A 22,979-nucleotide genomic window follows, 5' to 3' on the forward strand; every position below is an offset into this window, starting at 1 on the left:
CAGTGCGGGAGGCGAGTGGTCACGAGCACCCTCGAAGAGCAGGTACGATGGTCCCCGCTGCCCGAAGTTCAGGGCACATGGTGGGTATAGCTCAGCTGGTAGAGCATCGCCTTGTGGTGGCGAGGGCCGCGGGTTCAAGTCCCGTTACTCACCCCAAAGATGAAGGCCCCCCGGTTCGCCGGGGGGCCTTCATCTTTTTTCTCGTCGCAGGGTCAGCTGACCTGGTACTTCGCGGCGATCTGCTTCAGCTCGGCGCTCTCGAGCCCGGGCTGGGGACGGAAGACGGCCTCGCGGTAGTACCGCAGCTCCGCGATGGACTCGGTGATGTCGGCCAGCGCTCGGTGGCCGCCGTTCTTCTCCGGCGAGGCGAAGTAGGCCCGCGGGTACCAGCGCCGCGAGAGCTCCTTGATCGAGGAGACGTCGATCATCCGGTAGTGCAGGTGACCTTCGAGCGCGGCCATGTCACGTGCGATGAAGGCGCGGTCCGTGGCGATCGTGTTGCCACCGATGGGAGCCTTGCCCGCGTCGGGCACGTACTCCTTGATGTGTGCGAGGACGGCGTCCTCGGCCTCCTTCAAGGAGGTGCCCTCCGCGAGGACATCGAGCAGACCGGACATGGTGTGCATGTCGCGGACGAAGTCGTTCATCTGCGTCAGCGCAGCCTCCGGCGGCCGGATGATGATGTCGATGCCCTCGTCGAGCTGGTTGAGCTCGTAGTCCGTGATGAGGACAGCGACCTCGATGAGCGCGTCGTGCTCGAGGGAGAGCCCGGTCATCTCGCAGTCGATCCAGACGATGCGTTCGGACGAAGTCGAAGAAGTCACGCGCGTCACCATACCGACCCGGCCCGAGTCACCCGCGTCACTGGGGAGTTCTACCCACCGACAGCGGTGGTGGGCTCGGTTAGCGTGGCGCCATGAGCTCGACTCCGCCACCTCCTCCCTCCGGTCAGCCGCCGGCACCCGTGGGACCGCCGCCGCCCCCGAGGCAGGCTGGCCCGCCCCCGCCGCCTCCGGGTGCGCGGACGACGCCCCCGCCTCCCCGTCAGCCGTCCGCGACACCCAGCACGGGTGGGGCGTCCGAGGACACCCTCACGCGACGGATGCTGCGCCGCGGGGCACCCGAGGAACCGGAGTGGTACCGCACGGCCAGCCGCTCGATCGCGCTCGCGGAGGAGGAGGCACGGACCGACTCCCGGCAAAAGGTCCTGGCCCAGCAGCAGGCCTACGAGGCCCAGCAGCACGCAGCGGCCCAGGCCGCAGCCCAGCACCACGCCAACCAGGCCTTCGCCCAGCAGCAGGCGCAGCACCAGGCCTGGCTGCAGCAGCAGCAGTACAGCGCTCACTACGTGACCTCCCAGGCCGAGGCCAACCCGACCCCGCGGCCCACCCTGCGCACCTGGTTGCTCGCCGGGATCGTCGCCGTGGCGTCCCTGGTCATGCTGCTGCTCTTCGCGCTGTACTACGGTCTCGCCTTCGGCATCGTGCTCAGCCTCGTCAGCCTTCTCGCGGCCCTCATCCCGCTGACGCTCGTCGTCCCGATCTTCTTGTGGCTCGACCGCTTCGAGGCGGAGCCGTGGAGGTACCTGCTCACGGCCTTCCTCTACGGGGCGCTGGGGTCGACCTTCCTGGCCATCATCGGCAACGGGATCTTCGGGGCGGTGCTGGGCTCGATCTTCGGTGCCGGCAACCAGGACGTGCTCACCGCAGTCATCGCCGCACCCCTCGTCGAGGAGACGACCAAGGGCGTCTTCCTCCTGGTCATGTGGTGGTTCATGCGGCGGGAGTTCAACGGCCTGACCGACGGCATCGTCTACGCGGGCATCGTGGCCGCCGGGTTCGCCTTCACCGAGAACATCCAGTACTTCGCGGGTGCCGCCATGGAGCAGGGCGTGGCCGGGTTCGGCTGGACCTTCGTCCTGCGAGGGCTGGTCACCCCCTTCCTCCACCCGATGTTCACGAGCATGACCGGTATCGGCGTCGGGCTGGCGGCCATCTCGCGGTCCATGCCGGTCAAGTTCGTCGCGCCCGTGCTCGGCTGGTGCGCCGCGGTGCTCCTGCACGGACTGTGGAACCTCAGCGCCTCCAACGGCCTGCCCGGCCTGATCACGGGGCTCGGGGTGGGATTCATCGCCTTCGTCAGCTTCATCTGCTTCGTCGTCTGGACCCGCCGGCGTGAGGCGCGGGTGATCGGCCAGCACCTGGTGGCCTACGTCGACACCGGCTGGATCTCTGGCGACGAGGTCGGGATGCTCGCCTCGATGAAGGCACGCCGTGCCGCGCGTCGGTGGGCGAAGTACCACCGGGGCCCGCAAGGGGTGCGGTCCATGCGCAGCTTCCAGGACTGCGCGTCCGAGCTGGCCCTGCTGCGATACCGGCAGCTGAGCCACGTGGCCGAGCCCTCGTCGCTGGAGCGCGAGCGGGTGCTGCTGGACTCGATGACGGCCCGCCGTCGCGAGTTCGCCGGAGCCGTCTAGCCCGCGGAGGGGCCGACGACGACGTCGAGCGACTGCGCGGTCAGCGCGGCCACGGCGGCGCGGTGGTCCCCGGCAGCCAGCGCCACATCGGCGATCGAGATCGCCGCGGGCCGCGGTGCGTCGGCCCGCCAGTCGATGAGCGCCGGAACCTCGAGCGGACCGGACACGAGGACCTCTGACGGGTCGACCACGAGACCGTGGCCGGTCGCCTTGAGGACAGCCTCCTTGCGCGCCCAGACCTGCGCGCGCGCGACGAGCAGGTCGTGCCCGGCGAGGCCGCCGAACCCCGGGGTCTCGTCGCGGGAGAGCGTCGCCCCGGCGAAGCCCTCGAAGTCGGCGTCGGTGAGGTCCTCGACATCCACGCCGACACCCGCGCCCTGCGCCACGGCGACGACCGCGACATCGGGGGTGTACGAGAGGGAGAAGTGCCATCCGGGCGCCTCGACGAGGCTCGGCTTGCCGTGCTTGGCGCTGTCGCAGGTGGTGCACCGCCGCTCGAAGACCAGCGAGGCCGGGTCGCGCTCGAGCAGCTCCCCGAGGACGCGCCGCACCAGTGCGTGCCCGGTGACGAAGGGGGCGGCCTGCCGCTTGCGCTCGGCCCGGGCGCGCTCGCCGTCGTCGAGCAGAGCAAGGTCGGCGGGGGAGTCGCTCACCACGGCCTCGCGCACGATCACACGGACGGACATGGACCCGATCATGGCAGGTCAGGACGGTCACTACACTGAACCCCGCCCCGCGTGGTCACCAGTGACACACGGGGCGAGCCTCCGTAGCTCAGGTGGACAGAGCAAGGGCCTTCTAATCCCTAGGTCGTTGGTTCGAATCCAACCGGGGGCGCTCCGTCGTTTCGCGCACTGCCGCAGGGCTTTGGCTGGTTAAGGTGGGCGCATGGCTGAGATCGCACGGGACAGTGCTGTGGACGGCGACCTCCTGGCGAGGATCTCGGCGTTGCGCGATGAGGTCGACCGGAGCCGGCTGACCCTGGACCTGCCGAGCACGCAGCAGGCACGTGTGGAGCGGCAGGCGCTGCTCGACCAGCTCGACGACTACGTCATCCCGCGGCTGTCCTCGATCGACGCGCCGCTCCTGGCCGTCGTCGGGGGGTCGACCGGCTCGGGCAAGTCGACGCTGGTCAACTCCATCCTGCGCCGCGAGGTGAGCCGTTCCGGCGTCCTGCGTCCCACGACCACCAGCCCCGTGCTCATCCACCACCCCGATGACGAGCGGTGGTTCCGCGACGCGCGGATCCTCCCTTCGCTCGCCCGGGTCACCGGTGAGGACCGGGGTGAGCCGCAGCCCGGCACCGTCCGCCTCGCCCCCTCGCAGACCCTGCCGCCCGGGATGGCGATCCTCGATGCCCCCGACATCGACTCCGTCGTGTCGGCCAACCGCGAGCTGGCGGCCCAGCTCCTCTCTGCAGCCGACCTGTGGCTCTTCGTCACCACCGCGGCCCGGTACGCCGACGCGATCCCGTGGAACCTGCTGCGTCAGGCCGCCGAGCGGGGGACCGCCGTGGCGCTCGTGCTCGACCGCGTCGACCGCCCGGCCATGGCCGAGGTCCGCACGCACCTGATCGAGATGCTGCGCGAGCAGCACCTCGAGACCGCCCCCGTCTTCACGGTCCCCGAGACGCAGCTCGACGCCGAGGGGCTCATCCCCGAGGCCGACATCGAGCGTCTGCGGGGCTGGCTGACGGCGCTCGCCGGCGACCAGCGGGCCAGGACGAGCATCATCCGCCAGACCCTCCAGGGAGCCCTGCGCTCCCTCGACGGCCGCGCGCAGCGTCTCGTCGAGGCCGCGCAGTCGCACCGCGAGCAGACGAGCAGCCTCTCGCAGGCCGCCTACGACGCCTACGACAAGGCCGAGGAGGGCGTCACCGACGGCATGCAGGACGGCCAGCTGCTGCGCGGCGAGGTTCTCGCCCGGTGGCAGGAGTTCGTCGGTACAGGAGAGTTCTTCCGCAAGGTGGAGAAGGGGGTCTCCAAGATCCGCGATCGGGTCACCTCCGCGGTGTCCGGCGGCCCACCGCCCTCCGCCCAGCTCGACGAGGCCCTGCACACGGGCGTCAGCGCGCTGCTGATCTCCGAGGCGGACACGGCGGCGGCGACGGTCGCGCGGACCTGGCGCGGCACCGAGGCGGGACCTGTGGTCCTCGAGGGGCACCCCGACCTGGCGCGCTCATCCGCGCAGCTCGAGCCAGCCGTCGAGCGCCTGGTGCGTGACTGGCAAGACGATGTGCTCGACATCGTGCGCGCCGAGGGCGCCAACCGCCGCACCAACGCCCGCGTGGCCGCGTACGGCATCAACGGCATCGGCCTCTTCCTCATGCTCGTCTCCTTCGCCCACACCGGGGGAGTGCTCGTCGCCCCGGAGGTGGCCATCGCCGGTGGCACCACGGCCCTGGCCCAGAAGGTGCTCGAGGCGATCTTCGGCGACCAGGCGGTGCGCGACATGGCCAGGAAGGCCCGCTCGCTCCTCATCGATCGGGTCGAGGCGTTGTACGCGGCCGAGCGGGACCGCTACACCGAGGTGACCGGGGACCTCGCCGTGAGCGAGGCCCAGATCCGCCGCCTCCAGCAGGCGACCGCAGCGATCGGTGAGGTAGTGCGATGAGCCGGCTGAACCCCCTTCGTCGATCCGGTGGTGCCGAGGCGGCCCTGTCGGTCGAGGAGTTGAGCGCACGAGCCGACGCGCTGTCCGGCGCCCTGGAGATCGGCGGTTCCCGACTCGAGCCCGCGCCGGCCACGCGCGCCGGTGAGATCGTCGACAAGGTCCGTGAGCGCACCTCCCTCGTCGGTGGCCACACGGTCGTCGCCCTCGCCGGTGCCACGGGGTCGGGCAAGTCCTCCCTCTTCAACGCACTCATCGGCGCCGAGGTGGCTCGATCGGGGATGCGCCGACCGACGACCTCGACCCCCACCGCGGCCGTCTGGGGCTCGGAGCCCCCGGGCGAGCTGCTCGACTGGCTCTCCGTCGGCACCCGGCACCAGGTCGAGGGGCCTGACGCGGACCACCTCGAAGGTCTCGTCCTCGTCGACCTGCCGGACTTCGACTCGCGCGAGTCCGCCCACCGTGAGGAGGCGACGCGGGTCCTCGAGCTCGTCGACGTCTTCGTCTGGGTCACCGACCCGCAGAAGTACGCCGATGCCGTCCTCCACGACGACTACGTCGCGGTCCTGCGTGAGTACGGCGCGGTCACCATCGTCGTGCTCAACCAGGTCGACCGGCTCCCCGCCGGTGGGCAGGAGCAGATCGAGGGGGACCTGGCGCGACTCCTCGAGCGCGACGGCCTCGCCCGCAACGAGGTCATCGGCACCTCCGCGCGCACCGGCGCCGGCCTCGATGAGCTGCGCGCACGCCTGCACGACGCGGTCGAGCACTCGGATGCCTCCCGCCACCGGCTGGGTGCCGACCTGCGGACTGCGGCCGAGGGCCTGTCCTCGTCCGTCGCCGACGTCGAGGCAGGGGTGCCCGACCGCACCCGCGTCGAGCTCGTCGACGCCCTGGCGCGCAGCGCCGGCGTCCCGACCGTCGTCGATGCCGTGGCCCGGGACTTCCGCATGGAGTCGTGGGCGCGGACCGGGTGGCCCTTCACCCGCTGGGTGCGGGCCTTCCGTCCTGCGCCCCTGAAGCGTCTGCGCCTCGATCGGCAGGCCGAAGGCTCTCCCGACATCACCGAGCACGACGTGCGCGCGGTTCTGGGTCGCTCGTCGATCCCGCCGCCGGCGCCCGCAGCGCGCGCCGCGGTCGATCTCGCGTCCCGCCGCATCGGTACGGCCGCCGGCGAAGGGCTGCCCACCCGGTGGGCCGATGCTGTCGCTGACGCCGCGCGCCCCCCGAGCAAGGACCTCGCCGACGACCTCGACCAAGCCGTCATGCGCACCTCCCTCCGGGGCCGCAAGCCGATGTGGTGGGCGCTCTTCGGGCTGCTCCAGATCCTGCTCGCGGTCGCTGCCCTGGTCGGGCTCGTCTGGCTCGTCGTCATCGCGCTCGCCGGGTGGCTGCAGCTGCCGGCCATCCCGACCTTCGACGTCGGCCCCTTCGCCACGCCCTTCCTCCTGCTCGTCGTCGGTCTCCTCGCCGGCCTGCTGCTCGCGGCGGTCGGCCGTTGGCTGGCCGGGATCGGAGCGCGCAAGCGGGGCAAGATGGTCGACAAGCGCTTGCGACTGGCCATCGGCGAGGTCGCGAACGAGCGGGTCGTCGAGCCCGTCGAGCAGGTGCTGACCGACCACGCCGGCTCGCGAGCGGGGATCCAGCGCGCGCTCGGCTGAGCATCCGTCCACATCCTCGGTCAGCGATTCCTGGCTCTCCACACAGTGCGCAGGGTCGTGCTCGGCCCTCTCCCGACCCTCGAGGGTGGAACCCACGAGCCGCCCGGTCCACGGGGGGCGGGAGAGCTGGGAGAGCAGTCATGAACGAGACCGTCATCACCGTCTGTGGACGGGTCGTCGCCGACCCCGAGCACCGCAGCACCAAGGCAGGGACGCAGTTCACCACCTTTCGGGTGGCGAGCACCGTACGCCGCCGCAACCGCGAGGGGGTCTTCGTCGACGGGCCGACGAGCTTCTACAACGTCGCGGCCTACCGGTCGGTCGGGATGAACTCGCACACGTCCTTGCGCAAGGGGGACCCCGTCGTCGTCTACGGACGGTTGACGATCAACACGTGGCAGCGGGTCGACGAGTCCTGGGGCAGCTCGCCCGAGGTGGAGGCCATCACCGTGGGCCACGACCTGACCTTCGGGACCACCGAGTACGCCAAGGCGGGTCGCGGGGCTGCGGATGCTGCCGCCCAGGAGGCCTCCCAGCACGGGTACACGATGATGACCGACCGGATCGAGTCCGGCGATGGGCAGCGCTGGGGTGCTCCGGTGGACGCGTCGTCGGGCGAGGACGCAGAGGGCGGCGCGGGGACCGCGGAGGAGGTCGCGGAGGTTTCTGTGCCCGTCTGAGCGGGCGTCCCGGGTCGGGCAGGGGGGGAGGCGATTCGGGCGCGGGGGCAGGAGTGGATAGCCTGCCCCCATGGCCGATTACATCTACACCATGGTCCGTGCGCGCAAGGCACACAACGAGAAGGTCATCCTCGATGACGTCTCGATGTCGTTCTTCCCCGGAGCCAAGATCGGCATGGTCGGGCCCAACGGCGCCGGCAAGTCGACCATCCTCAAGATCATGGCTGGGATCGACCAGCCGAGCAACGGCGAGGCGAGCCTCAAGCCGGGTGCGACGGTGGGCATCCTGCTGCAGGAGCCGCCGCTCAACGAGGACAAGACCGTCCTGGGCAATGTCGAGGAGGGCGCTGGCGAGATCAAGGCCAAGCTCGACCGCTTCAACGCCATCTCCGAGGAGATGGGCGAGCCGGACGCCGACTTCGACGCGCTGATGGAGGAGATGGGCAAGCTCCAGGAGGAGATCGACCACGCCGACGCCTGGGACCTCGACTCCCAGCTCGAGCAGGCGATGGACGCGCTGCGTTGCCCGCCGCCGGACAGCCCCGTCACCAACCTCTCCGGTGGAGAGCGTCGCCGGGTGGCCCTGTGCAAGTTGCTCCTGCAGAAGCCTGACCTGCTGCTCCTCGACGAGCCCACCAACCACCTGGACGCCGAGTCCGTCCTCTGGCTCGAGCAGCACCTCGCCGCCTACGCCGGCGCCGTCGTCGCCGTGACGCACGACCGGTACTTCATGGACAACGTCGCCCAGTGGATCGCCGAGGTCGACCGCGGCCGCCTCTACCCCTACGAGGGCAACTACTCGACCTACCTGGAGAAGAAGCAGGAGCGCCTGCAGATCCAGGGCAAGAAGGACCAGAAGCTCGCCAAGCGTCTGAAGTCCGAGCTCGAGTGGGTCCGCTCCAACGCCAAGGCACGCCAGACGAAGTCGAAGTCGCGACTCGCGCGCTACGAGGAGATGGCCGCCGAGGCCGACCGCACGCGCAAGCTCGACTTCGAGGAGATCCAGATCCCGCCGGGCCCGCGCCTGGGCAGCAAGGTCATCGAGGTCAAGGGCCTGAAGAAGGGCTTCGACGAGCGGGTGCTCATCGAGGACCTGTCCTTCTCCCTGCCGCGCAACGGCATCGTCGGCATCATCGGTCCCAACGGTGTCGGCAAGACGACGCTCTTCAAGACCATCGTCGGCATCGAGGAGCCGGACGCCGGCATCGTCGACATCGGCGACACGGTCAAGCTGTCCTACGTCGACCAGAACCGTGGCGGCATCGACCCGGAGAAGAACGTCTGGGAGGTCGTCTCCGACGGGCTCGACCACATCCAGGTCGGGCAGGTCGAGATCCCCTCGCGCGCCTATGTCAGCCAGTTCGGCTTCAAGGGTCCGGACCAGCAGAAGAAGGCCGGGGTGCTCTCCGGTGGTGAGCGCAACCGTCTCAACCTCGCGCTCACCCTCAAGCAGGGTGGCAATGTGCTGCTCCTCGACGAGCCGACCAATGACCTCGACGTCGAGACCCTCGGGTCGCTCGAGAACGCACTGCTGGAGTTCCCGGGCTGTGCCGTGGTCATCTCTCACGACCGGTGGTTCCTCGACCGCGTCGCGACGCACATCCTCGCGTACGAGGGCACCGAGGACAGCCCAGCCAGCTGGTACTGGTTCGAGGGCAACTTCGATGGCTACGAGGCCAACAAGGTCGAGCGCCTGGGCGCGGACGCGGCACGTCCGCACCGCGTCACGCACCGTCGCCTCACCCGCGACTGAGCGGGCAGACAGCCTCGACCTCGTAGTGCGGCCGGCCCGAGCGGTCTTCGCGTGAGACGAAGACGGTGGCCTCCTCCGCGAGCCAGGTCGGGCCGGAGTAGGCCTCCATGGCCCGGAGCCAGTGCGTCCCGTCGAAGGCCCGGCGCGACCGCGCGAGCGTGAGGTGCGGCCGGTAGTCACCTCCCGCCGTCGGCACGTCGAGCCGGGAGCACGCGGTCCGCATCCTCAGGGCCAGTCGCTCCAGGTCTTCCAGACAGCGCGGGTCCTCGGGGCGGATGTCCGTCCACATGACGCGGGCCTCACCGGCATGGGGAAACATGCCAGCGCCCTTCAGGCGCAGAGGGATCGGGTCGGTCGAGTCGGCGACGGCGGTGATCTGGTCGAGCAGGGAGTCGAGCCTGCCCTCAGGCACCTCGGCCATGAAGGCGAGCGTCACGTGCCACAGGTGCGAAGGCGTCCAGCGCAGAGGTGAGTCGACCGCGCGCCGTGGCTCGACGAAGGCCTCGAGGTCGGTATGGGCCTCCTCGGGTGGGACGACCGCGGCAAAGACACGCACCGGTCCATTGTCCTGTCAGGGGAGGACGAAGGGGGAGCCGGCGCGCGCCGGTAGCGTGCGGGCATGCCTTCATTGCTGGAGCAGGTCGACGGTCGGGCGAGCATCGTCGACGAGAGCCTCACGGGCGATCTCGACGACGGGGAGCGCCTCGCCGGGGTCGAGCTCATCGGCTGCACGATCCGCGACGCGACCTGGGCCGGCGCGATCCTCGCCGGGGTGCGTCTCGAGGGCTGCACGATCGAGCGCCTCGACCTCTCCCGGGTGCGCCTGCCCGACTCGGTGCTCGACGGATGCACCTTCACCGGCTGCAAGGCCCTCGCGACATCGTGGTCGATGCTGCGTGAGCCGATGCTCTCGCCCGACCCGTGCACCTGGCTGGACTGCCAGCTGTCCATGGGCAGCTTCAGCGGGCTGGACCTCACCGGCGCCCGCTTCGAGCGCTGCGTGCTCACCGACGCGGACTTCGACGCGGCTGTCCTCAAGGACGTCGTCGTCGAGGACAGCTCGCTGGGCGGCTCCCGCTTCGTCCGGGCCGATCTGCGTGGGGCTGACCTGCGTGGCGCTCGCGACTACGTGATCGACGTGCGCGAGAGCCGGGTGGAGGGGCTGCGGGTCGACCCGGTCGGTGCACTCGGGCTGCTCACCCCCTTCGGCATCGTCCTGGAGTGACTCAGCCGTAGATCTGCGTCAGGGCGGCGTCGATGTCCGGGTAGGCGAACTCGAAGCCCGCCTCGCGCAGCACTGCCGACGTGCAGTGCCGTCCCGTGAGCGCCAGCGCAGGGTCGCTGCGCAGACCGATCGCACCCAGGTGCAGCAGCGCGGCCGGCGTCGATGGGGCGGCAGGTCGGTGCAGGTGGCGGCGCAGGGCAGCCATCAGATCGGCATTGCGCACTGGTCCGGGCGCGGCCGCGATCAGCGGACCGTCGGGGATGTGCACCCGGGGGTCGAGGCCCAACGCGGCGACCGCCATCCGCAGCCAGTCCTCGTGGTGCACCCAGCTGAACCACTGGTAGCCAGACCCGACCCGACCACCGAGACCCGCTCGCGTGAGCCGAGCGAGGATCTGCAGGGCCGGCGCGCCCCGGTCGAGGACGATCGAGGTGCGCAGCAGGACGAGGTGCTCGCAGTTGGCGCCCTGCGTCGCCTCCTCCCACGGGCGGGCGACTCCGGTCATCTGGGGGAGCCCGGGCTCGAGCACCGGGGTCGTCTCGGTGACGCGCTGCTCGTGGGCATCGGACCAGATGGCCGTGGTGGAGGCCTGCAGCCAGGAGACGAGCGGGCGCTCCAGACGCTGGCTGGCAGCCACGAGGGCTCGGGTCGAGTCCACCCGGGAGCTGCGCAGCTCGGCGATGTTGGCAGCGCTCGGTCGCACGTCGACGAGCTTGCCGGCGAGGTTGACCAGTGCGACCCCCGCCTCGTCCTGCGAGTGCAGGACCTCCGCCCAGTCGCCGACGGTGCGCCCGTCCCAGACGACCTGCTCGAAGGGCAACCGCGGATCGCGGCGCCGAGTGATGATGCGGACCTCGTGACCGAGGCCGAACAGCCTGGCGGCGAGCAGCCTTCCCAGGGACCCCGATCCGCCGGCGATGACGATGCGGGGGAGTCCGGGGTCGGGCTGCGCTCCGGCGAGGCGGGCCAGGCGGACGCAGGCGTCCGTGAGGCCGCGGTCGAGGTCGTCCGCGACGCCGGCGGCGACCAGGGGGGCGAGCGGGCCGGTCACCTCCAGGCTCTGGGTGAGCCGTGTGCCGTCCTCGGACGGCTCCAGCGACCACCTGACGCGCATGGCGCCGGCCGGGTTGGGCTGGGTCAGCTCCAGGCACCGCCCTTCGTCCCGCTCCGTGATGCGAAGGGGAGGTGCCGTCCGGTCGTGCAGGGCGCGAGGCCAGCCCCGGCTCGGCGAGTAGGCGCCGGCCGCCCCCTTCGTCGCCGGTCCTTCGAAGCGGACCGACGCGATGGCAGGCTCCCACTCCGGCCAGCGGGTGGGGTCGGAGAGGACGCGCCACACCGCCTCCGGTGCGGCAGGCAGGTGGTGGGTGGCGGTGCGGCTCCAGGGCATCAGGCTCTCCTTCGTGCTCCCACGAGGCGCAGGGCAAGAGCCCCGTAGGACTGGGCGATGGACTCAGGGGTGGTGGCCTTGATGCCGGGGTGGTACCAGCGGGCGACGTCGACGACGAGCGACAGGGCCGCGAGGGCAGTGGCGCGGGTGTCCTCGACGTCGAACTCGCCGGAGGCCACTCCCTCGGCGATGATCCGCTCGACGACGGCGTCGATCTCGCGACGAAGGGTGAGCACCTCACGCTGGTGATCGGGGGAGAGATGGCGGAACTCGTACTGCACGATGCGGGCGATCTGGTGCTGCTCCGCGTGCCAGCGGGCGAACTCGGAGATGACCTCCTGCAGCGCGTCCGTCGGGGACGCGGCCTCGTCGGCAGCCGCGGCGAGTGCGTCGCGGGCGGCGACGTGCCCGACGCGACTGAGCTGGAAGAGCAGGTCCTCCTTGCTGGCGAAGTGCACGTACACGCCGGCGGGGGACAGGCCGGCGCGCGAGGCGATGTCCCGCGTGGTCGTGGCGTGGAACCCCTTGTCCGCGAAGGCGTCAGCCGCGGCCTCGAACAGCCGCACGACGGTGGGGTTGTCGTGGGCGGGGAGGGAGGGTGTTTGCGCGGTCACGGTTGACAGCATGCCCCCAGAAGGCGAAACTAAGCAAGCGCTTAGTCAAGTTTTTGGATCAATGTCATCTGAACCAACATGTCGGCACGTCAGTGCCAGAGAGGTGTGGACATGCCCCGCAACATCTACGAGGAGGACCACGAGTCCTTCCGTGCCTCCGTCCGCGAGTTCGTCGAGCGGATGCTCGTCCCCCGCGCGGAGTCGATGATCGCCGAGCACTCGATCCCCCGCGAGGTCTGGCTCGAGGCCGGCAAGCAGGGCTTCTTCGGCCTGGAGATCCCCGAGGAGTTCGGCGGCGCCGGCATCGAGGACTACCGCTTCAACGCCGTCCTCGCCGAGGAGCTGTCGAAGTTCAACGCCGCGACCAGCTCGTGCTTCGGGATCCACTCCGACATCACCGCGCCCTACATCGTGGCGCTGGGTACGCAGGAGCAGAAGCAGCGCTGGCTCCCGGGTGTCGCCGCGGGCGAGAAGATCCTCGCGATCGGCATGACCGAGCCCTCTGGTGGCTCGGACCTGGCCAATCTCAAGAGCATCGCGGTCAAGGCTGACGACGGCTCTGGCGACTGGATCATCAACGGCTCCAAGACCTTCATCACCAACGGCCACCAGTGCGACCTCGCGGTCGTCGCGGTCCGCACGGACCCGACCAAGGGCGCCAAGGGCATCTCGCTCTTCGTCCTCGAGAAGGAGGACGAGGGCTTCACCAAGGGCCAGCCGCTGGACAAGGTCGGCCAGCCCGAGTCGGACACCTCAGAGCTGTTCTTCGACAACGTGCGCGTCTCCGGCGACCGGCTCCTCGGCCCCGAGGGCATGGGCTTCATCTCGATGATGCAGAAGCTGCCGCAGGAGCGTCTCGGCAATGCGATCGCCAACATCGCGGGGGCCAAGCAGATCCTCGAGGAGACGATCCAGTACACCAAGGAGCGCAACGCCTTCGGCCAGCCGATCGGCGCCTTCCAGCACAACAAGTTCAAGTTGGCCGAGCTCGTGACCAAGGTCGAGGTCACCGAGGCCTACCTCGACTCCTGCGTCGTCGCGCACGCCGCCGGCAAGCTCACCGCGGTCGATGCCGCCAAGGCGAAGTGGTGGGCCGCCGAGGTCCAGTGCGGCGTCCTCGACGAGTGCGTCCAGCTCCACGGTGGCTACGGCTTCATGAACGAGTACCGCGTCGCCCGCGCCTGGAAGGACGCGCGCGTCCACAAGATCTGGGCCGGCACCAACGAGATCATGAAGGAGCTCATCGGCCGCGACCTCGGCCTCTGATCGCACCGGGTCGCTCTTCGAGCCCAGCACGACCGAGAGCCGGTCGCACCGTGAGACGCGGTGCGACCGGCTCTGGTCTTCCCAGACGAGTTTGAGACACTGGACACCATCGAGCGAAGGGAGCCGCGTGAACACCACGGTCCATGTCATCACCGTCTCCGATCGGGTGAGCCGCGGAGTGCGGGAGGACCGCTCCGGGCAGGCTGCCCGTGAGGTCCTCGAGTCGGCTGGCCACGAGGTCACGTCCAGCGTCATCCCCGATGGCGCGGAGGAGGTCGAGTCCGTCCTGCGCGCCGCCATCGCGGCCGGTCACCGGCTGCTCGTCACCACGGGTGGCACCGGCCTGACCCCGCGCGACCGCACGCCCGAGGGCACCGCGCCCATCCTGGACCGTGAGGTCCCAGGTCTGGCGGAGCTGCTCCGTGCAGAGGGTGCACGGCACACCCCCTTCGCCGCACTCTCCCGTGGGCTCGTCGGCATCGTCGATGCCGGTCCCGAGGGCCCCGGCGCCCTCGTCGTCAATCTCCCCGGCAGCACGTCTGGGGTCCGTCAGGGGCTGGACGTGCTCCTGCCCCTCGTCGAGCACGTCCTCGACCAGATCTCCGGAGGCGACCACTGATGTCGAGCACCGCATGGATCGCCACCGAGGGGATCGACCTCGCCGCGATGCTCACGAGCGTCAGCGGTCCGGCCCACGGGGCCGTCGCGAGCTTCGTCGGTCAGGTGCGTGACCACGACCCCGAGGCCTCGGGCACGGTCGTGGCGCTGCGCTACTCCTGCCACCCGGACGCTCAGCGGTTCATCGAGGAGATCGTCGAGCGGACCACCATCGCGCACGACCCGCAGGGTGAGGCGGACGTCCGCGCCACCCACCGCATCGGCGACCTCGACGTCGGCGACCTCGCCCTCGTCGTGGTCGTCGGTAGCGCCCACCGTGATCTCGCCTTCACTCTCTGCCGTGCCGTCGTCGAGGCGGTCAAGCACGAGCTGCCTGTCTGGAAGCAGCAGTTCGAGGTCGACGGTTCCCACACCTGGTCAGGATTGAGCTGCTGATGACTCGCCCACTGATGGACACCCACGGTCGACTGCACCGAGACCTACGCGTCTCGCTGACCGACAAGTGCAACCTGCGCTGCACCTACTGCATGCCGGCCGAAGGTCTGACCTGGCTGCCCAAGGACGAGCTGCTCACCACGCCAGAGCTGCTCACGCTCGTCGAGGCCGCGGTCACTGCGGGCATCACCGAGGTGCGCCTCACCGGCGGAGAGCCGCTCGTGCGGCCCGATGTCGTCGAGATCGTCGCGGCCATCGCCGCGATGCAGGGGCCCGAGGGCTCGCCCGAGGTCTCGATGACGACCAACGGGCTCGGTCTGGCCAAGACCGCCTCAGCGCTGGCCGAGGCCGGGTTGGCCCGGGTCAACGTCAGCCTGGACACGTTGCGTCCCGAGCGCTTCCACGAGATCACCCGGCGCGATCGCTTCCACGAGGTCGTCGAGGGGATGGCGGCGGCGCACGAGGCCGGACTGCGACCGGTCAAGATCAACTCCGTGCTGCAGCGGGGGATCAACGACGACGAGGTCGTCGACCTGACCCGTTGGGCGGTGGAGCACGGCTACGAGCTGCGCTTCATCGAGCAGATGCCGCTGGACGCCCAGCACTCCTGGCAGCGCACCGAGATGATCTCGGGCGAGGAGATCCTCACCGCCCTGCGGGGGGCCTTCGAGCTCACCGAGGTGCCCGGACGTGGAGCAGCACCGGCAGAGCGCTTCCACGTCGACGGTGGTCCCGCGTCGGTCGGTGTCATCGCCTCGGTGACGATGCCCTTCTGCGGGTCCTGCGACCGGCTGCGGCTCACTGCAGACGGCCAGCTGCGCAACTGCCTCTTCGCCAACGGCGAGACGGATCTGCGTGCGCCCCTGCGCGCCGGAGCCACCGAGGCGCAGATCCATGAGCTCGTGCACGAGTGCCTCGCGCTCAAGCGTCCCGGGCACGGCATCAACGAGCCCGGGTTCCTCCAGCCGCCGCGCCCGATGAGCGCGATCGGCGGCTGAGTGGCGGCCGGTCTGCTCCTACCGGTCCTCCGACCCGATCAGCCCCCGGCGAAGGGGGGCAGCACGTCGATCGTCGACCCTGCGGTGACCGGGGTGGAGCTGTCGTCCACGTAGCGCCCGGCGTGCAGCACGGAGCACCGCTGCAGCACCTCGGTCAGACGCGCGCCATGGGCGGCCTCGGCTGCCGCGAGGACCTCACCCACGGTGCTCCCGGACAACTCCTCCTCGTCGGTGCCGGCCGCCTCTGCGGCCCCCGCGAAGTACCTGATGGTCGTCATGCCTGCTCCTCCCGCTCGGTGATGGTCGCCTCGATGGCCTGCTGCATGGAGTCGATGTCGACGGGCCGCCCCTGCTCCTGCAGGTGCCCGACGGCGACACCGAGGATGTAGGCGCCCACGGGAGCCATCGGGCGTTCGAAGCCGTGGGCGATCTTCTTGGTCATCGCGTGGATCGTCACGACGTCGACCGACTCGGCGTCGACACCCACTGCTGCGCAGGCGTCCTCGATCCAGTCGGCCCACAGCTCCCGGGTCTTCTCGAAGTCGGTCATGACGGGTCCTGCTCCTGCAGCCGGTGCACCCAGTGGGCGTGATCGGTCCAGGTGTCGATGTCGGCCACGGCGTCGTCGCTGGCGGGCACGGTGACGAGAACCGACTGGGCAAGGAGACTCTTCATCGACCGGTCGCGCGGGGAGCCCAGCTGCTCGAGGGCTCGTCGCAGGGATGCGGTGCGGTGGATGCCCAGCAGCCACTGGGGGTGTCCCGTGGAGTCGACCAGGCACCAGCCGTCGTGCTCGCCGGTGTCGACGTCATCGCTGCGCTGTGCGTACGACCAGGCGGAGAGCAGCCGGCCGAGGGCGGGAAGTGGGTCGGCCAGGTCGCAGGCCAGCAGCACCGTCCACTCCGCCGGCTCGGTGGGGGACAGGGCGTCGAGCCCTGCCGCCACGCCTGCCACGGGCCCGCCCAGGGGCGGGTCCTCGAGGGTGCGGTGCACGCCCTCGGGGACCTCGACGTCACCGACGACCGCGATCTCTCGAGCGTCCGCGACCGAGACGAGCACCCGGTCGACGAGTCGTCGTCCCTCGAGCTCGACATCAGGCTTGCTGGCTCCGCCGAGACGCTCGGCAGCGCCGCCGGCGAGCACCACGGCGTCGAAGGGGGTGGGGTCCTTCATGTGTCCTCCCGGGTCCACGTGCCAGTGCGTCCGCCGGTCTTCTCCAGCAGCCGGATGTCGGTCATGTGGGCGCTGCGGTCGCGCCCCTTGACCATGTCGATGACGGCGAGGGCGGCGACGGAGACGCTGGTCAGCGCCTCCATCTCGACGCCCGTGCGGTCGGCCGTGCGGACGGTGGCGGTGATGTCGACGCCGGCATCGGTGATGACCAGGTCGACGACGGCCCCGTGGACGCCGATGACGTGGGCGAGGGGGAGCAGCTCGGGAGTCTTCTTCGCCGCCTGGATCCCGGCGATGCGCGCGACGGCGAGGACATCTCCCTTCGGCACGGTGCCGTCACGCAGCAGGGCGACGGTCTCGGGGGAGGTGACCACCCGCCCGGCCGCGGTCGCCGAACGGATCGTCGGGGTCTTGTCGGTGACGTCGACCATCCGGGCATGACCGGAGGAGTCGAGGTGCGTCAGCGGGTGGTCCATCTACAGGCTCCTGATCTGCACGATGTCGCCGGGCTCGACGGAGTCGATCTCCTCGGCGACGATCGCCAGCGCGTGTGCGCCGGCGAGGGAGGTGACCATGTGGGAGGCCGAGCCCCTGCGGTGGGTGGGGGTGGCGACGAGGCGACCCGTCTCGTCGCTGGAGAGCCGTACAGGGACCAGCTGCCGACGACCGGCGGGTGAGCGCCACCCGGTTCCGGCGACGGCCCGGGTGGGGCCGGCGGTCGGCTCACGGCCGAGCATCCGGTCGATCACCGGGCGACCGAAGACCTCGAAGGAGATCGCCGTGCTCACCGGGTTGCCGGGGAAGGCGATGACGGGGACTCCGTGCCACCGCGCCCAGCCCTGCGGCTTGCCCGGCTGCATGCGCAGGTGACGGAAGACGCCTGCGGCCGACTCCTCGAGGACGATCCGCGAGACGTCGAAGTCGCCGACGCTCACCCCGCCCGTGAGCAGGACGAGGTCTGCACCGTCGGCGAGCTCGTCGAGACCGGAGGTGAAGCCCTCGGTGTTGTCGGGCAGGACCACGGGTCCACGCACCTGCACGCCGAGCTCGGAGAGTGTGGCGGCCAGGTGCGTGCCGTTGGACTCGAAGATCTGCCCGCGCACGAGCGAGCCACCGGGTGCGACGAGCTCGTCACCGGTGGCAGCGACGGCGACGACCGGGCGTCGCCGCACGGTGACGGTCGCGGCGCCCGCGGCGGCCAGCGAGCCGAGGACGCGACCGGTGATCGTCACGCCGGCCTCCGCGACGACTGCGCCCTCGCGCACGTCCTCACCGGCATCGCGCACGTGCTGCCCCAGTGAGCGGGCCTCGGCGATCGTCACGGTGCTGGTTCCACCGTCGGTGACCTCGACCGGGACGACCGTGTCGGTGTCGGACGGCAGGGGGGCGCCGGTCATGATCCGTACGCACTCGCCGGCGTGCACCGGCGGGTCCTCACTGGACCCGGCCGGCACGGCACCGACGACCCGGAGCGTCACGGGCGGGCTCGTGAGGTCCTCGTGGAGCACGGCGTAGCCGTCCATGGCCGAGTTGGCGAAGGCGGGCACATCGCCGGCAGCGTGCACCGGTCTCGCCAGCACGCGGCCGAGAGCCTGCGCAAGCGCAACCTCCTCGGTGGCGTCGAGGGCTGCGGTCCCGGCGAGCAGGGTCGTGAAGAGCTCGTCGAGATACTCCTCGACGGTCAGCAGCACGCGTTGGGTGGGGTCACTCATCTGGTCTCCACGGTGAGCGGGATGGGATCGGGCCACGCGAGCATGCCGCCCTCGAGGACGAAGAGGCGCTCGAGTCCGCGCGCTCGCAGGGCAGTGGCCGCGAGGTGTGCCCGAGGGCCGGCGCGGCAGACCAGGACGATGTCGCGGTCCGACGGGAGGCCGGCGCTCGCGGCCGGGTCGCTGGTGAGGACGGCCACCGGGATGTGGACCGCGCCGGGCACGGTGCCGGTCGCCACCTCGTGGTCCTCGCGCACGTCGATGACGAAGGGGGTGTCCGCGCCGGTGAGTCGGGCCGCGAGGGCGGCAGGGGAGAGCATCGCGGTGGAGGAGGTCGATGTCTCGGCAACGGGGAGAGCCGTCGCGCGAGGCACCGCCGGGCGGACCGCCCGCGGCCCGCGCGCCACGAGCGGGATCTCTCGCTGGGTGGCCGCGAGGACGTCGATGAAGAGCAGCCGTCCGAGCAGAGCGACGCCCACACCGGTGATCAGCTTGATCGCCTCGGTCGCCATCATCGAGCCGACCTGACCGACGAGGGGGCCGACGACACCGGCGTCGCCACAGGCGGGGACCGACCCCGGGGCCGGGGGCGTGGGGAAGAGGTCACGCAGGCCGGGAGTCGGGTGACCGTCCGGCGCAGCGGTCCAGAAGACGGTCAGGTGGGCCTCGGTGCGGTAGACCGCGGCCCACACGAGGGGGATGCCGAGCTCGTCGCAGGCGTCGGCGACCGCGTACCGGGTCTCGAAGTTGTCGCTGCCGTCGAGGACCAGGTCGTGGCCGGCGAGGATCGTGCTGGCGTTGTCGGCGTCCAGGTGCTCGCTGACCCCCGTGATGGTCACATCGGGGTTGAGCGCGCGCACTCGCTCGAGGGCGCTGTCGATCTTGGGTCGACCGACGTCGGCCGTGGAGTGGATGACCTGACGCTGCAGGTTGGTCTCGTCGACGACGTCGTCGTCGACGACGGTGATCCGACCGACCCCGGCGCCGGCCAGGTACAGCAGCGAGGGCGACCCGAGTCCGCCGGCGCCGATGACGGCGATGCTGGCCGCGAGGAGGCGACGCTGCCCCCCTTCGCCGATGGTGGGCATGAGGAGGTGGCGCGAGTAGCGACTCACCTGTGCCCCGGTGAGCGCCGGCCCGGGGGCGACGAGCGGGGGAAGTGTCATGGTGCTGACGGTAGTCCGCTCACCTCTTGCTCGGCAGGTCGGGCTTGTCCCAGCCACGAGGCGGCGCCTGGGTCCCGGTGCCGTACCCACTGCGTTCATCGCGCGATCGATAGACGATGTAGGGCCGGGTGAGGTAGCCGACCGGTGCGCTGAAGACGTGGACGAGCCGGGTGAAGGGCCACATCGCGAACAGCGCCATGGCCACGAGCGCGTGCAGCTTGAAGCCGAAGGGGGCATCGGCCATGAGCTGCGGATCGGGTCGGAAGGTGAAGACCCCGCGCCACCACGGCGAGACACCGTCGCGGTAGTTGTACTCTCCGCCGAACTGCAGGAGCGAGCCGGCGACGGTGTTCCACATGCCGAGGGCGATGACAGCCCCGAGGAGGACGTACATCACCTTGTCGTTGGTCGTCGTCGCGGAGAAGACCGGACCGGTCGTGCGCCGCCGGTAGACGAGGATGACCAGCCCGACGAGCGTCGCGATGCCCGCGGGGATGCCGCCGGCCAGTGCGATGACGTGGTACGCGTGGCGGCTCAACCCGAAGGCGTCGGTCCACACCTGCGGGATGACCAGGCCGATGACGTGGCCGGCCACGACGCCGATCATGCCGAAGTGGAAGAGCGGGCTGCCGATGCGCAGGAGACGGTCCTCGTAGAGCTGGGAGGAGCGGGTCGTCCACCCGAACTGGTCGTAGCGGTAGCGCCACGCGTGCCCGACGACGAAGGTCGCGAGGGTGAGGTACGGGACGATGACCCAGAGGAAGACGCTCATCGGGGGGCTCCTACGGGGATGGTCGGGCCGAGGTCGGCTCGCGCGGACGGCTGGGTCGCCGGCGGCTGGCTCGCGCCGTCGAGAGCGGGGTCCAGCGCGTAGGGGGACTGGTCGATGCCGACCTCCTCCTGGGGCGGACCGTCGGCGATCAGTCGGGCGAGGACCTGCTCGTCGTCGCCCTGGAGGGTCGGCAAGGTGGCCCGCAGGGCGACGACGAGTGGTCGCCACGGGGACTCGCGGTCGGTGAGCGCCCGGTGGAGCAGCTCGATGCCCACCCGGTGGTCGTTGAGCAGCTTCCACGCCGTGTGGGGGTCCGCGCTCGCGCCGAACTCCAGGAGCACGCACAGGTGGTCGGGCAGCTCGCTGCTCTCGTCGCTCATCTCGACACCCGAGGCGCGATAGGCCTGCCGGAACTGCACGAGCGCAGCTCCTCGCGTGCGGGTGTCCCCGTGGAGGAAGTAGGTCAGGTGGAGGGAGCACTTGCGGGTGACGTCGAAGGTGTCGACGTACGCGCTCTGCACCTCCGCCAGCGAGACGGTGTCCAGGTGGTCGAGGAAGGAGAGCAACGGAGCGCCCACGTGCTCGGGCAGGCTGGCGGCGCTCTGCCGCAGGACGGGGCGAAGGGAGGCCAGCCGCTCGTCCGGGTAGTCCAGCAGGAGCGAGATGAGCTGCCAGGCATCGGCCTGCTCCTGCCCGGCCAGCTTCGGCGCGCTGCGACGGTGGCGTCGCCACGGCATCATCGCGGCTCACCTGCCCGGTCAGAGTCCTGCGGGAAGAGCCCCTGCGGTGTGCCCTTGCCGTCCCAGTTGAGCAGGTTGACCCGGCCGGCCTTGTCGCCGCCTGCGACGAGCTGGTCGGAGGTCTGGCGCTCCTGGAGCATGTGGAAGTTGTCCACCGCGACGGGGGTCAGCGACCCGCGACCGGAGCCCTCGCCGAAGGGGCCCGAGCCCTCGTCGAGCGGGGTGTCGTACCCGGAGACGGCGCAGTCGGTGGCCAGCTCCTCGAGGGAGTGCGCCTGCTCCCCGTGGGCCGTGGGGATGACATAGCGCTCGTCGTACTTCGCCAGGGCCAGGAGGCGGTACATGTCGTACATGTCCTCCTCCGTCATGCCGACCGCATCGGGGATCTCCGCGCGGGGGTCGCGACCGAGGTTGATGTCGCGCATGTAGCTGCGCATGGCCGCGAGCTTCTTGAGCACCTCGTCCACCGGGCCCACATCGCCGGCAGTGAAGAGGTTGGCCAGGTACTCGACCGGGATGCGCAGGGTGTCGATCGCGGCGAAGAGGTTGTCCTTGTCCTCGCCGTCGTACCCGGTGTCCTTGATGACGTCGACCACCGGAGACAGCGGTGGGATGTACCAGACCATCGGCATCGTGCGGTACTCCGGGTGGAGGGGCAGAGCCACCTTGTAGTCCATGATCAGCCGGCGCACGGGCGAGGACTTGGCGGCCTCGACCCAGTCACCGGGGATGCCCGCCTCCTCGGCGGCCCGTTGGATCTGCGGGTCGAAGGGGTCGAGGAAGACCGAGCGCTGCGCCTCGTAGAGGTCGTGGTCGTCCTCCACCGAGGCTGCGTCGAGGACACGGTCCGCGTCGTAGAGCATGATCCCGATGTAGCGCAGGCGACCGACGCAGGTCTCGGCGCACACGGTCGGGATGCCGACCTCGATCCGCGGGTAGCAGAAGGTGCACTTCTCGGCCTTGCCGGTCTTGTGGTTGAAGTAGACCTTCTTGTACGGGCAGCCGGTGACGCACATCCGCCAGCCGCGGCACTTGTGCTGGTCGACGAGGACGATGCCGTCCTCCTCGCGCTTGTAGATCGCCCCCGAGGGGCAGGAGGCCGCACAGCTGGGGTTGAGGCAGTGCTCGCAGATCCGCGGCAGGTAGAACATGAAGGTCTGGTCGAACTCGAACTTCACCTTGTCCTCGATGCCCTTGAGCATCGGGTCCTTGGCAGCGTGCTCGGCGCTGCCGGCGAGGTCGTCGTCCCAGTTGGCCGACCACTCGATGTTCATCGGCTTGCCCGAGATCAACGAGTACGCCCGGGAAACCGGGAAGTTCTTCTGGGCCGGCGCGTTGAGGACCGTCTCGTAGTCGTAGGTCCACGGCTCGTAGTAGTCACTGATGTTCGGCAGCTTCGGGTTGGAGAAGATGTTGAGCAGCTTGTTGATCCGACCACCGGCGCGCAGCTTGAGGCGACCGTTCGGGGAGCGGACCCAGCCCCCCTTCCACTCCTCCTGGTCCTGGTATCGGCGCGGATAGCCCAGACCCGGTCGGGTCTCGACATTGTTGAACCAGACGTACTCCATCCCGGACCGGTTGGTCCAGGCCTGCTTGCAGGTGACCGAGCAGGTGTGGCAGCCGATGCACTTGTCGAGGTTCATCACCATCGACATCTGGGCCATGACGCGCATGTTCGTTGTCCTCTCGTCGCCCG

General features: G+C 70.3%; 24 protein-coding genes and 2 tRNA genes. 12 read left to right on the forward strand and 14 right to left on the reverse strand.

The window, feature by feature from the left end:
- The first annotated feature begins 80 nt into the window (after nucleotides 1–80).
- Nucleotides 81–156 (forward strand) — tRNA-His (locus ASG73_RS09070).
- A gap of 56 nt (nucleotides 157–212) precedes the next feature.
- On the opposite strand, the gene orn is transcribed toward ASG73_RS09070, so the two are convergent.
- A complete protein-coding gene (orn, locus tag ASG73_RS09075; protein ID WP_082567115.1) occupies nucleotides 213–836 on the reverse strand; it encodes an oligoribonuclease in 624 nt (207 codons plus the stop codon).
- Nucleotides 837–1,102: 266 nt separating this feature from the next.
- Between orn and ASG73_RS09080 the strand changes: the two genes are divergently transcribed.
- Nucleotides 1,103–2,476 (forward strand): PrsW family intramembrane metalloprotease, encoded by a 1,374-nt coding sequence (locus ASG73_RS09080; protein WP_055993747.1) that lies wholly within the window; start codon nucleotides 1,103–1,105, stop codon nucleotides 2,474–2,476.
- Here the strand turns inward: ASG73_RS09080 and ASG73_RS09085 are convergent.
- Entirely contained in the window at nucleotides 2,473–3,162 is a 690-nt protein-coding gene (locus tag ASG73_RS09085) for a 4'-phosphopantetheinyl transferase family protein (protein ID WP_055993750.1), read from the reverse strand. The genes ASG73_RS09080 and ASG73_RS09085 overlap by 4 nt on opposite strands.
- 77 nt (nucleotides 3,163–3,239) lie before the next feature.
- Here ASG73_RS09085 and ASG73_RS09090 point away from each other — a divergent pair.
- The 5 genes from ASG73_RS09090 (at nucleotide 3,240) to ettA (ending at nucleotide 9,180) form a co-directional block, all read left to right on the forward strand.
- Nucleotides 3,240–3,313 (forward strand) — tRNA-Arg (locus ASG73_RS09090).
- Between the two features lie 51 nt (nucleotides 3,314–3,364).
- Nucleotides 3,365–5,089 (forward strand): dynamin family protein, encoded by a 1,725-nt coding sequence (locus ASG73_RS09095; protein WP_055993753.1) that lies wholly within the window; start codon nucleotides 3,365–3,367, stop codon nucleotides 5,087–5,089.
- A complete protein-coding gene (locus ASG73_RS09100) occupies nucleotides 5,086–6,747 on the forward strand; it encodes a GTPase family protein (RefSeq protein ID WP_055993756.1) in 1,662 nt (553 codons plus the stop codon). The genes ASG73_RS09095 and ASG73_RS09100 overlap by 4 nt, the downstream gene beginning before the upstream one ends.
- A gap of 140 nt (nucleotides 6,748–6,887) precedes the next feature.
- Nucleotides 6,888–7,427, forward strand: a complete 540-nt coding sequence (locus tag ASG73_RS09105; protein ID WP_055993759.1) for a single-stranded DNA-binding protein — start codon at nucleotides 6,888–6,890, stop codon at nucleotides 7,425–7,427.
- 70 nt (nucleotides 7,428–7,497) lie between these two features.
- Nucleotides 7,498–9,180, forward strand: coding sequence for an energy-dependent translational throttle protein EttA (gene ettA / locus ASG73_RS09110; protein WP_055993762.1), 1,683 nt, complete (start codon nucleotides 7,498–7,500; stop codon nucleotides 9,178–9,180).
- Here ettA and thpR read toward each other — a convergent pair.
- Nucleotides 9,167–9,736, reverse strand: coding sequence for an RNA 2',3'-cyclic phosphodiesterase (gene thpR, locus ASG73_RS09115; protein ID WP_055993765.1), 570 nt, complete (start codon nucleotides 9,734–9,736; stop codon nucleotides 9,167–9,169). The genes ettA and thpR overlap by 14 nt on opposite strands.
- Nucleotides 9,737–9,799: 63 nt before the next feature.
- Between thpR and ASG73_RS09120 the strand changes: the two genes are divergently transcribed.
- A complete protein-coding gene (locus ASG73_RS09120; protein WP_055993768.1) occupies nucleotides 9,800–10,405 on the forward strand; it encodes a pentapeptide repeat-containing protein in 606 nt (201 codons plus the stop codon).
- 1 nt (nucleotide 10,406) lies between these two features.
- Here ASG73_RS09120 and ASG73_RS09125 read toward each other — a convergent pair whose 3' ends face one another.
- On the reverse strand, nucleotides 10,407–11,792 hold the full coding sequence (locus ASG73_RS09125) for a DUF1731 domain-containing protein (RefSeq protein WP_082567117.1): 1,386 nt from the start codon (nucleotides 11,790–11,792) through the stop codon (nucleotides 10,407–10,409).
- Complete coding sequence (locus ASG73_RS09130) at nucleotides 11,792–12,406, reverse strand: TetR/AcrR family transcriptional regulator (RefSeq protein WP_235499402.1); 615 nt, start codon at nucleotides 12,404–12,406, stop codon at nucleotides 11,792–11,794. The genes ASG73_RS09125 and ASG73_RS09130 overlap by 1 nt, the downstream gene beginning before the upstream one ends.
- Before the next feature lie 111 nt (nucleotides 12,407–12,517).
- Here ASG73_RS09130 and ASG73_RS09135 point away from each other — a divergent pair, with 111 nt between their 5' ends.
- The 4 genes from ASG73_RS09135 to moaA all read left to right on the forward strand — a co-directional run bounded on the left by ASG73_RS09135 (nucleotide 12,518) and on the right by moaA (nucleotide 15,723).
- Nucleotides 12,518–13,672, forward strand: coding sequence for an acyl-CoA dehydrogenase family protein (locus ASG73_RS09135; protein ID WP_055993774.1), 1,155 nt, complete (start codon nucleotides 12,518–12,520; stop codon nucleotides 13,670–13,672).
- A gap of 127 nt (nucleotides 13,673–13,799) precedes the next feature.
- Nucleotides 13,800–14,291 carry a MogA/MoaB family molybdenum cofactor biosynthesis protein gene (locus ASG73_RS09140; RefSeq protein ID WP_055993776.1) on the forward strand — a complete coding sequence of 164 codons (492 nt, stop codon included), beginning with the start codon at nucleotides 13,800–13,802 and terminating at the stop codon, nucleotides 14,289–14,291.
- Nucleotides 14,291–14,725 carry a molybdenum cofactor biosynthesis protein MoaE gene (locus ASG73_RS09145; protein ID WP_055993779.1) on the forward strand — a complete coding sequence of 145 codons (435 nt, stop codon included), beginning with the start codon at nucleotides 14,291–14,293 and terminating at the stop codon, nucleotides 14,723–14,725. The genes ASG73_RS09140 and ASG73_RS09145 overlap by 1 nt, the downstream gene beginning before the upstream one ends.
- Nucleotides 14,725–15,723, forward strand: coding sequence for a GTP 3',8-cyclase MoaA (moaA, locus tag ASG73_RS09150; RefSeq protein WP_055993782.1), 999 nt, complete (start codon nucleotides 14,725–14,727; stop codon nucleotides 15,721–15,723). Before ASG73_RS09145 ends, moaA begins: the two co-directional genes overlap by 1 nt.
- Before the next feature lie 38 nt (nucleotides 15,724–15,761).
- Here the strand turns inward: moaA and ASG73_RS09155 are convergent, their stop codons facing one another.
- Genes ASG73_RS09155 through narH form a run of 9 tightly spaced genes read right to left on the reverse strand, consistent with a single transcriptional unit; the run spans nucleotide 15,762 to nucleotide 22,956 of the window.
- On the reverse strand, nucleotides 15,762–16,001 hold the full coding sequence (locus ASG73_RS09155; protein ID WP_055993785.1) for a MoaD/ThiS family protein: 240 nt from the start codon (nucleotides 15,999–16,001) through the stop codon (nucleotides 15,762–15,764).
- Nucleotides 15,998–16,273: a DUF6457 domain-containing protein gene (locus ASG73_RS09160; RefSeq protein ID WP_055993788.1), complete on the reverse strand. Its 276-nt coding sequence runs from the start codon at nucleotides 16,271–16,273 to the stop codon at nucleotides 15,998–16,000. Before ASG73_RS09160 ends, ASG73_RS09155 begins: the two co-directional genes overlap by 4 nt.
- On the reverse strand, nucleotides 16,270–16,896 hold the full coding sequence (mobA, locus tag ASG73_RS09165) for a molybdenum cofactor guanylyltransferase (RefSeq protein WP_055993791.1): 627 nt from the start codon (nucleotides 16,894–16,896) through the stop codon (nucleotides 16,270–16,272). The genes ASG73_RS09160 and mobA overlap by 4 nt, the downstream gene beginning before the upstream one ends.
- Nucleotides 16,893–17,372 carry a cyclic pyranopterin monophosphate synthase MoaC gene (gene moaC, locus ASG73_RS09170; RefSeq protein WP_055993794.1) on the reverse strand — a complete coding sequence of 160 codons (480 nt, stop codon included), beginning with the start codon at nucleotides 17,370–17,372 and terminating at the stop codon, nucleotides 16,893–16,895. Before moaC ends, mobA begins: the two co-directional genes overlap by 4 nt.
- Nucleotides 17,373–18,608 (reverse strand): molybdopterin molybdotransferase MoeA, encoded by a 1,236-nt coding sequence (locus ASG73_RS09175; protein WP_055993797.1) that lies wholly within the window; start codon nucleotides 18,606–18,608, stop codon nucleotides 17,373–17,375. It lies immediately after the preceding gene.
- A complete protein-coding gene (locus ASG73_RS09180; protein ID WP_055993800.1) occupies nucleotides 18,605–19,771 on the reverse strand; it encodes a ThiF family adenylyltransferase in 1,167 nt (388 codons plus the stop codon). Before ASG73_RS09180 ends, ASG73_RS09175 begins: the two co-directional genes overlap by 4 nt.
- Nucleotides 19,772–19,790: 19 nt before the next feature.
- The gene (narI, locus tag ASG73_RS09185; protein WP_055993803.1) at nucleotides 19,791–20,543 is read right to left on the reverse strand and encodes a respiratory nitrate reductase subunit gamma; all 753 of its coding nucleotides are present in this window, start codon (nucleotides 20,541–20,543) and stop codon (nucleotides 19,791–19,793) included.
- On the reverse strand, nucleotides 20,540–21,283 hold the full coding sequence (gene narJ, locus ASG73_RS09190) for a nitrate reductase molybdenum cofactor assembly chaperone (RefSeq protein WP_055993806.1): 744 nt from the start codon (nucleotides 21,281–21,283) through the stop codon (nucleotides 20,540–20,542). Before narJ ends, narI begins: the two co-directional genes overlap by 4 nt.
- Nucleotides 21,280–22,956 carry a nitrate reductase subunit beta gene (narH, locus tag ASG73_RS09195; RefSeq protein WP_055993809.1) on the reverse strand — a complete coding sequence of 559 codons (1,677 nt, stop codon included), beginning with the start codon at nucleotides 22,954–22,956 and terminating at the stop codon, nucleotides 21,280–21,282. Before narH ends, narJ begins: the two co-directional genes overlap by 4 nt.
- Between the last annotated feature and the right edge of the window lie 23 nt (nucleotides 22,957–22,979).

Origin of the sequence: Janibacter sp. Soil728 (genome assembly GCF_001428305.1) — a bacterium.
GTDB lineage: Bacteria > Actinomycetota > Actinomycetes > Actinomycetales > Dermatophilaceae > Janibacter.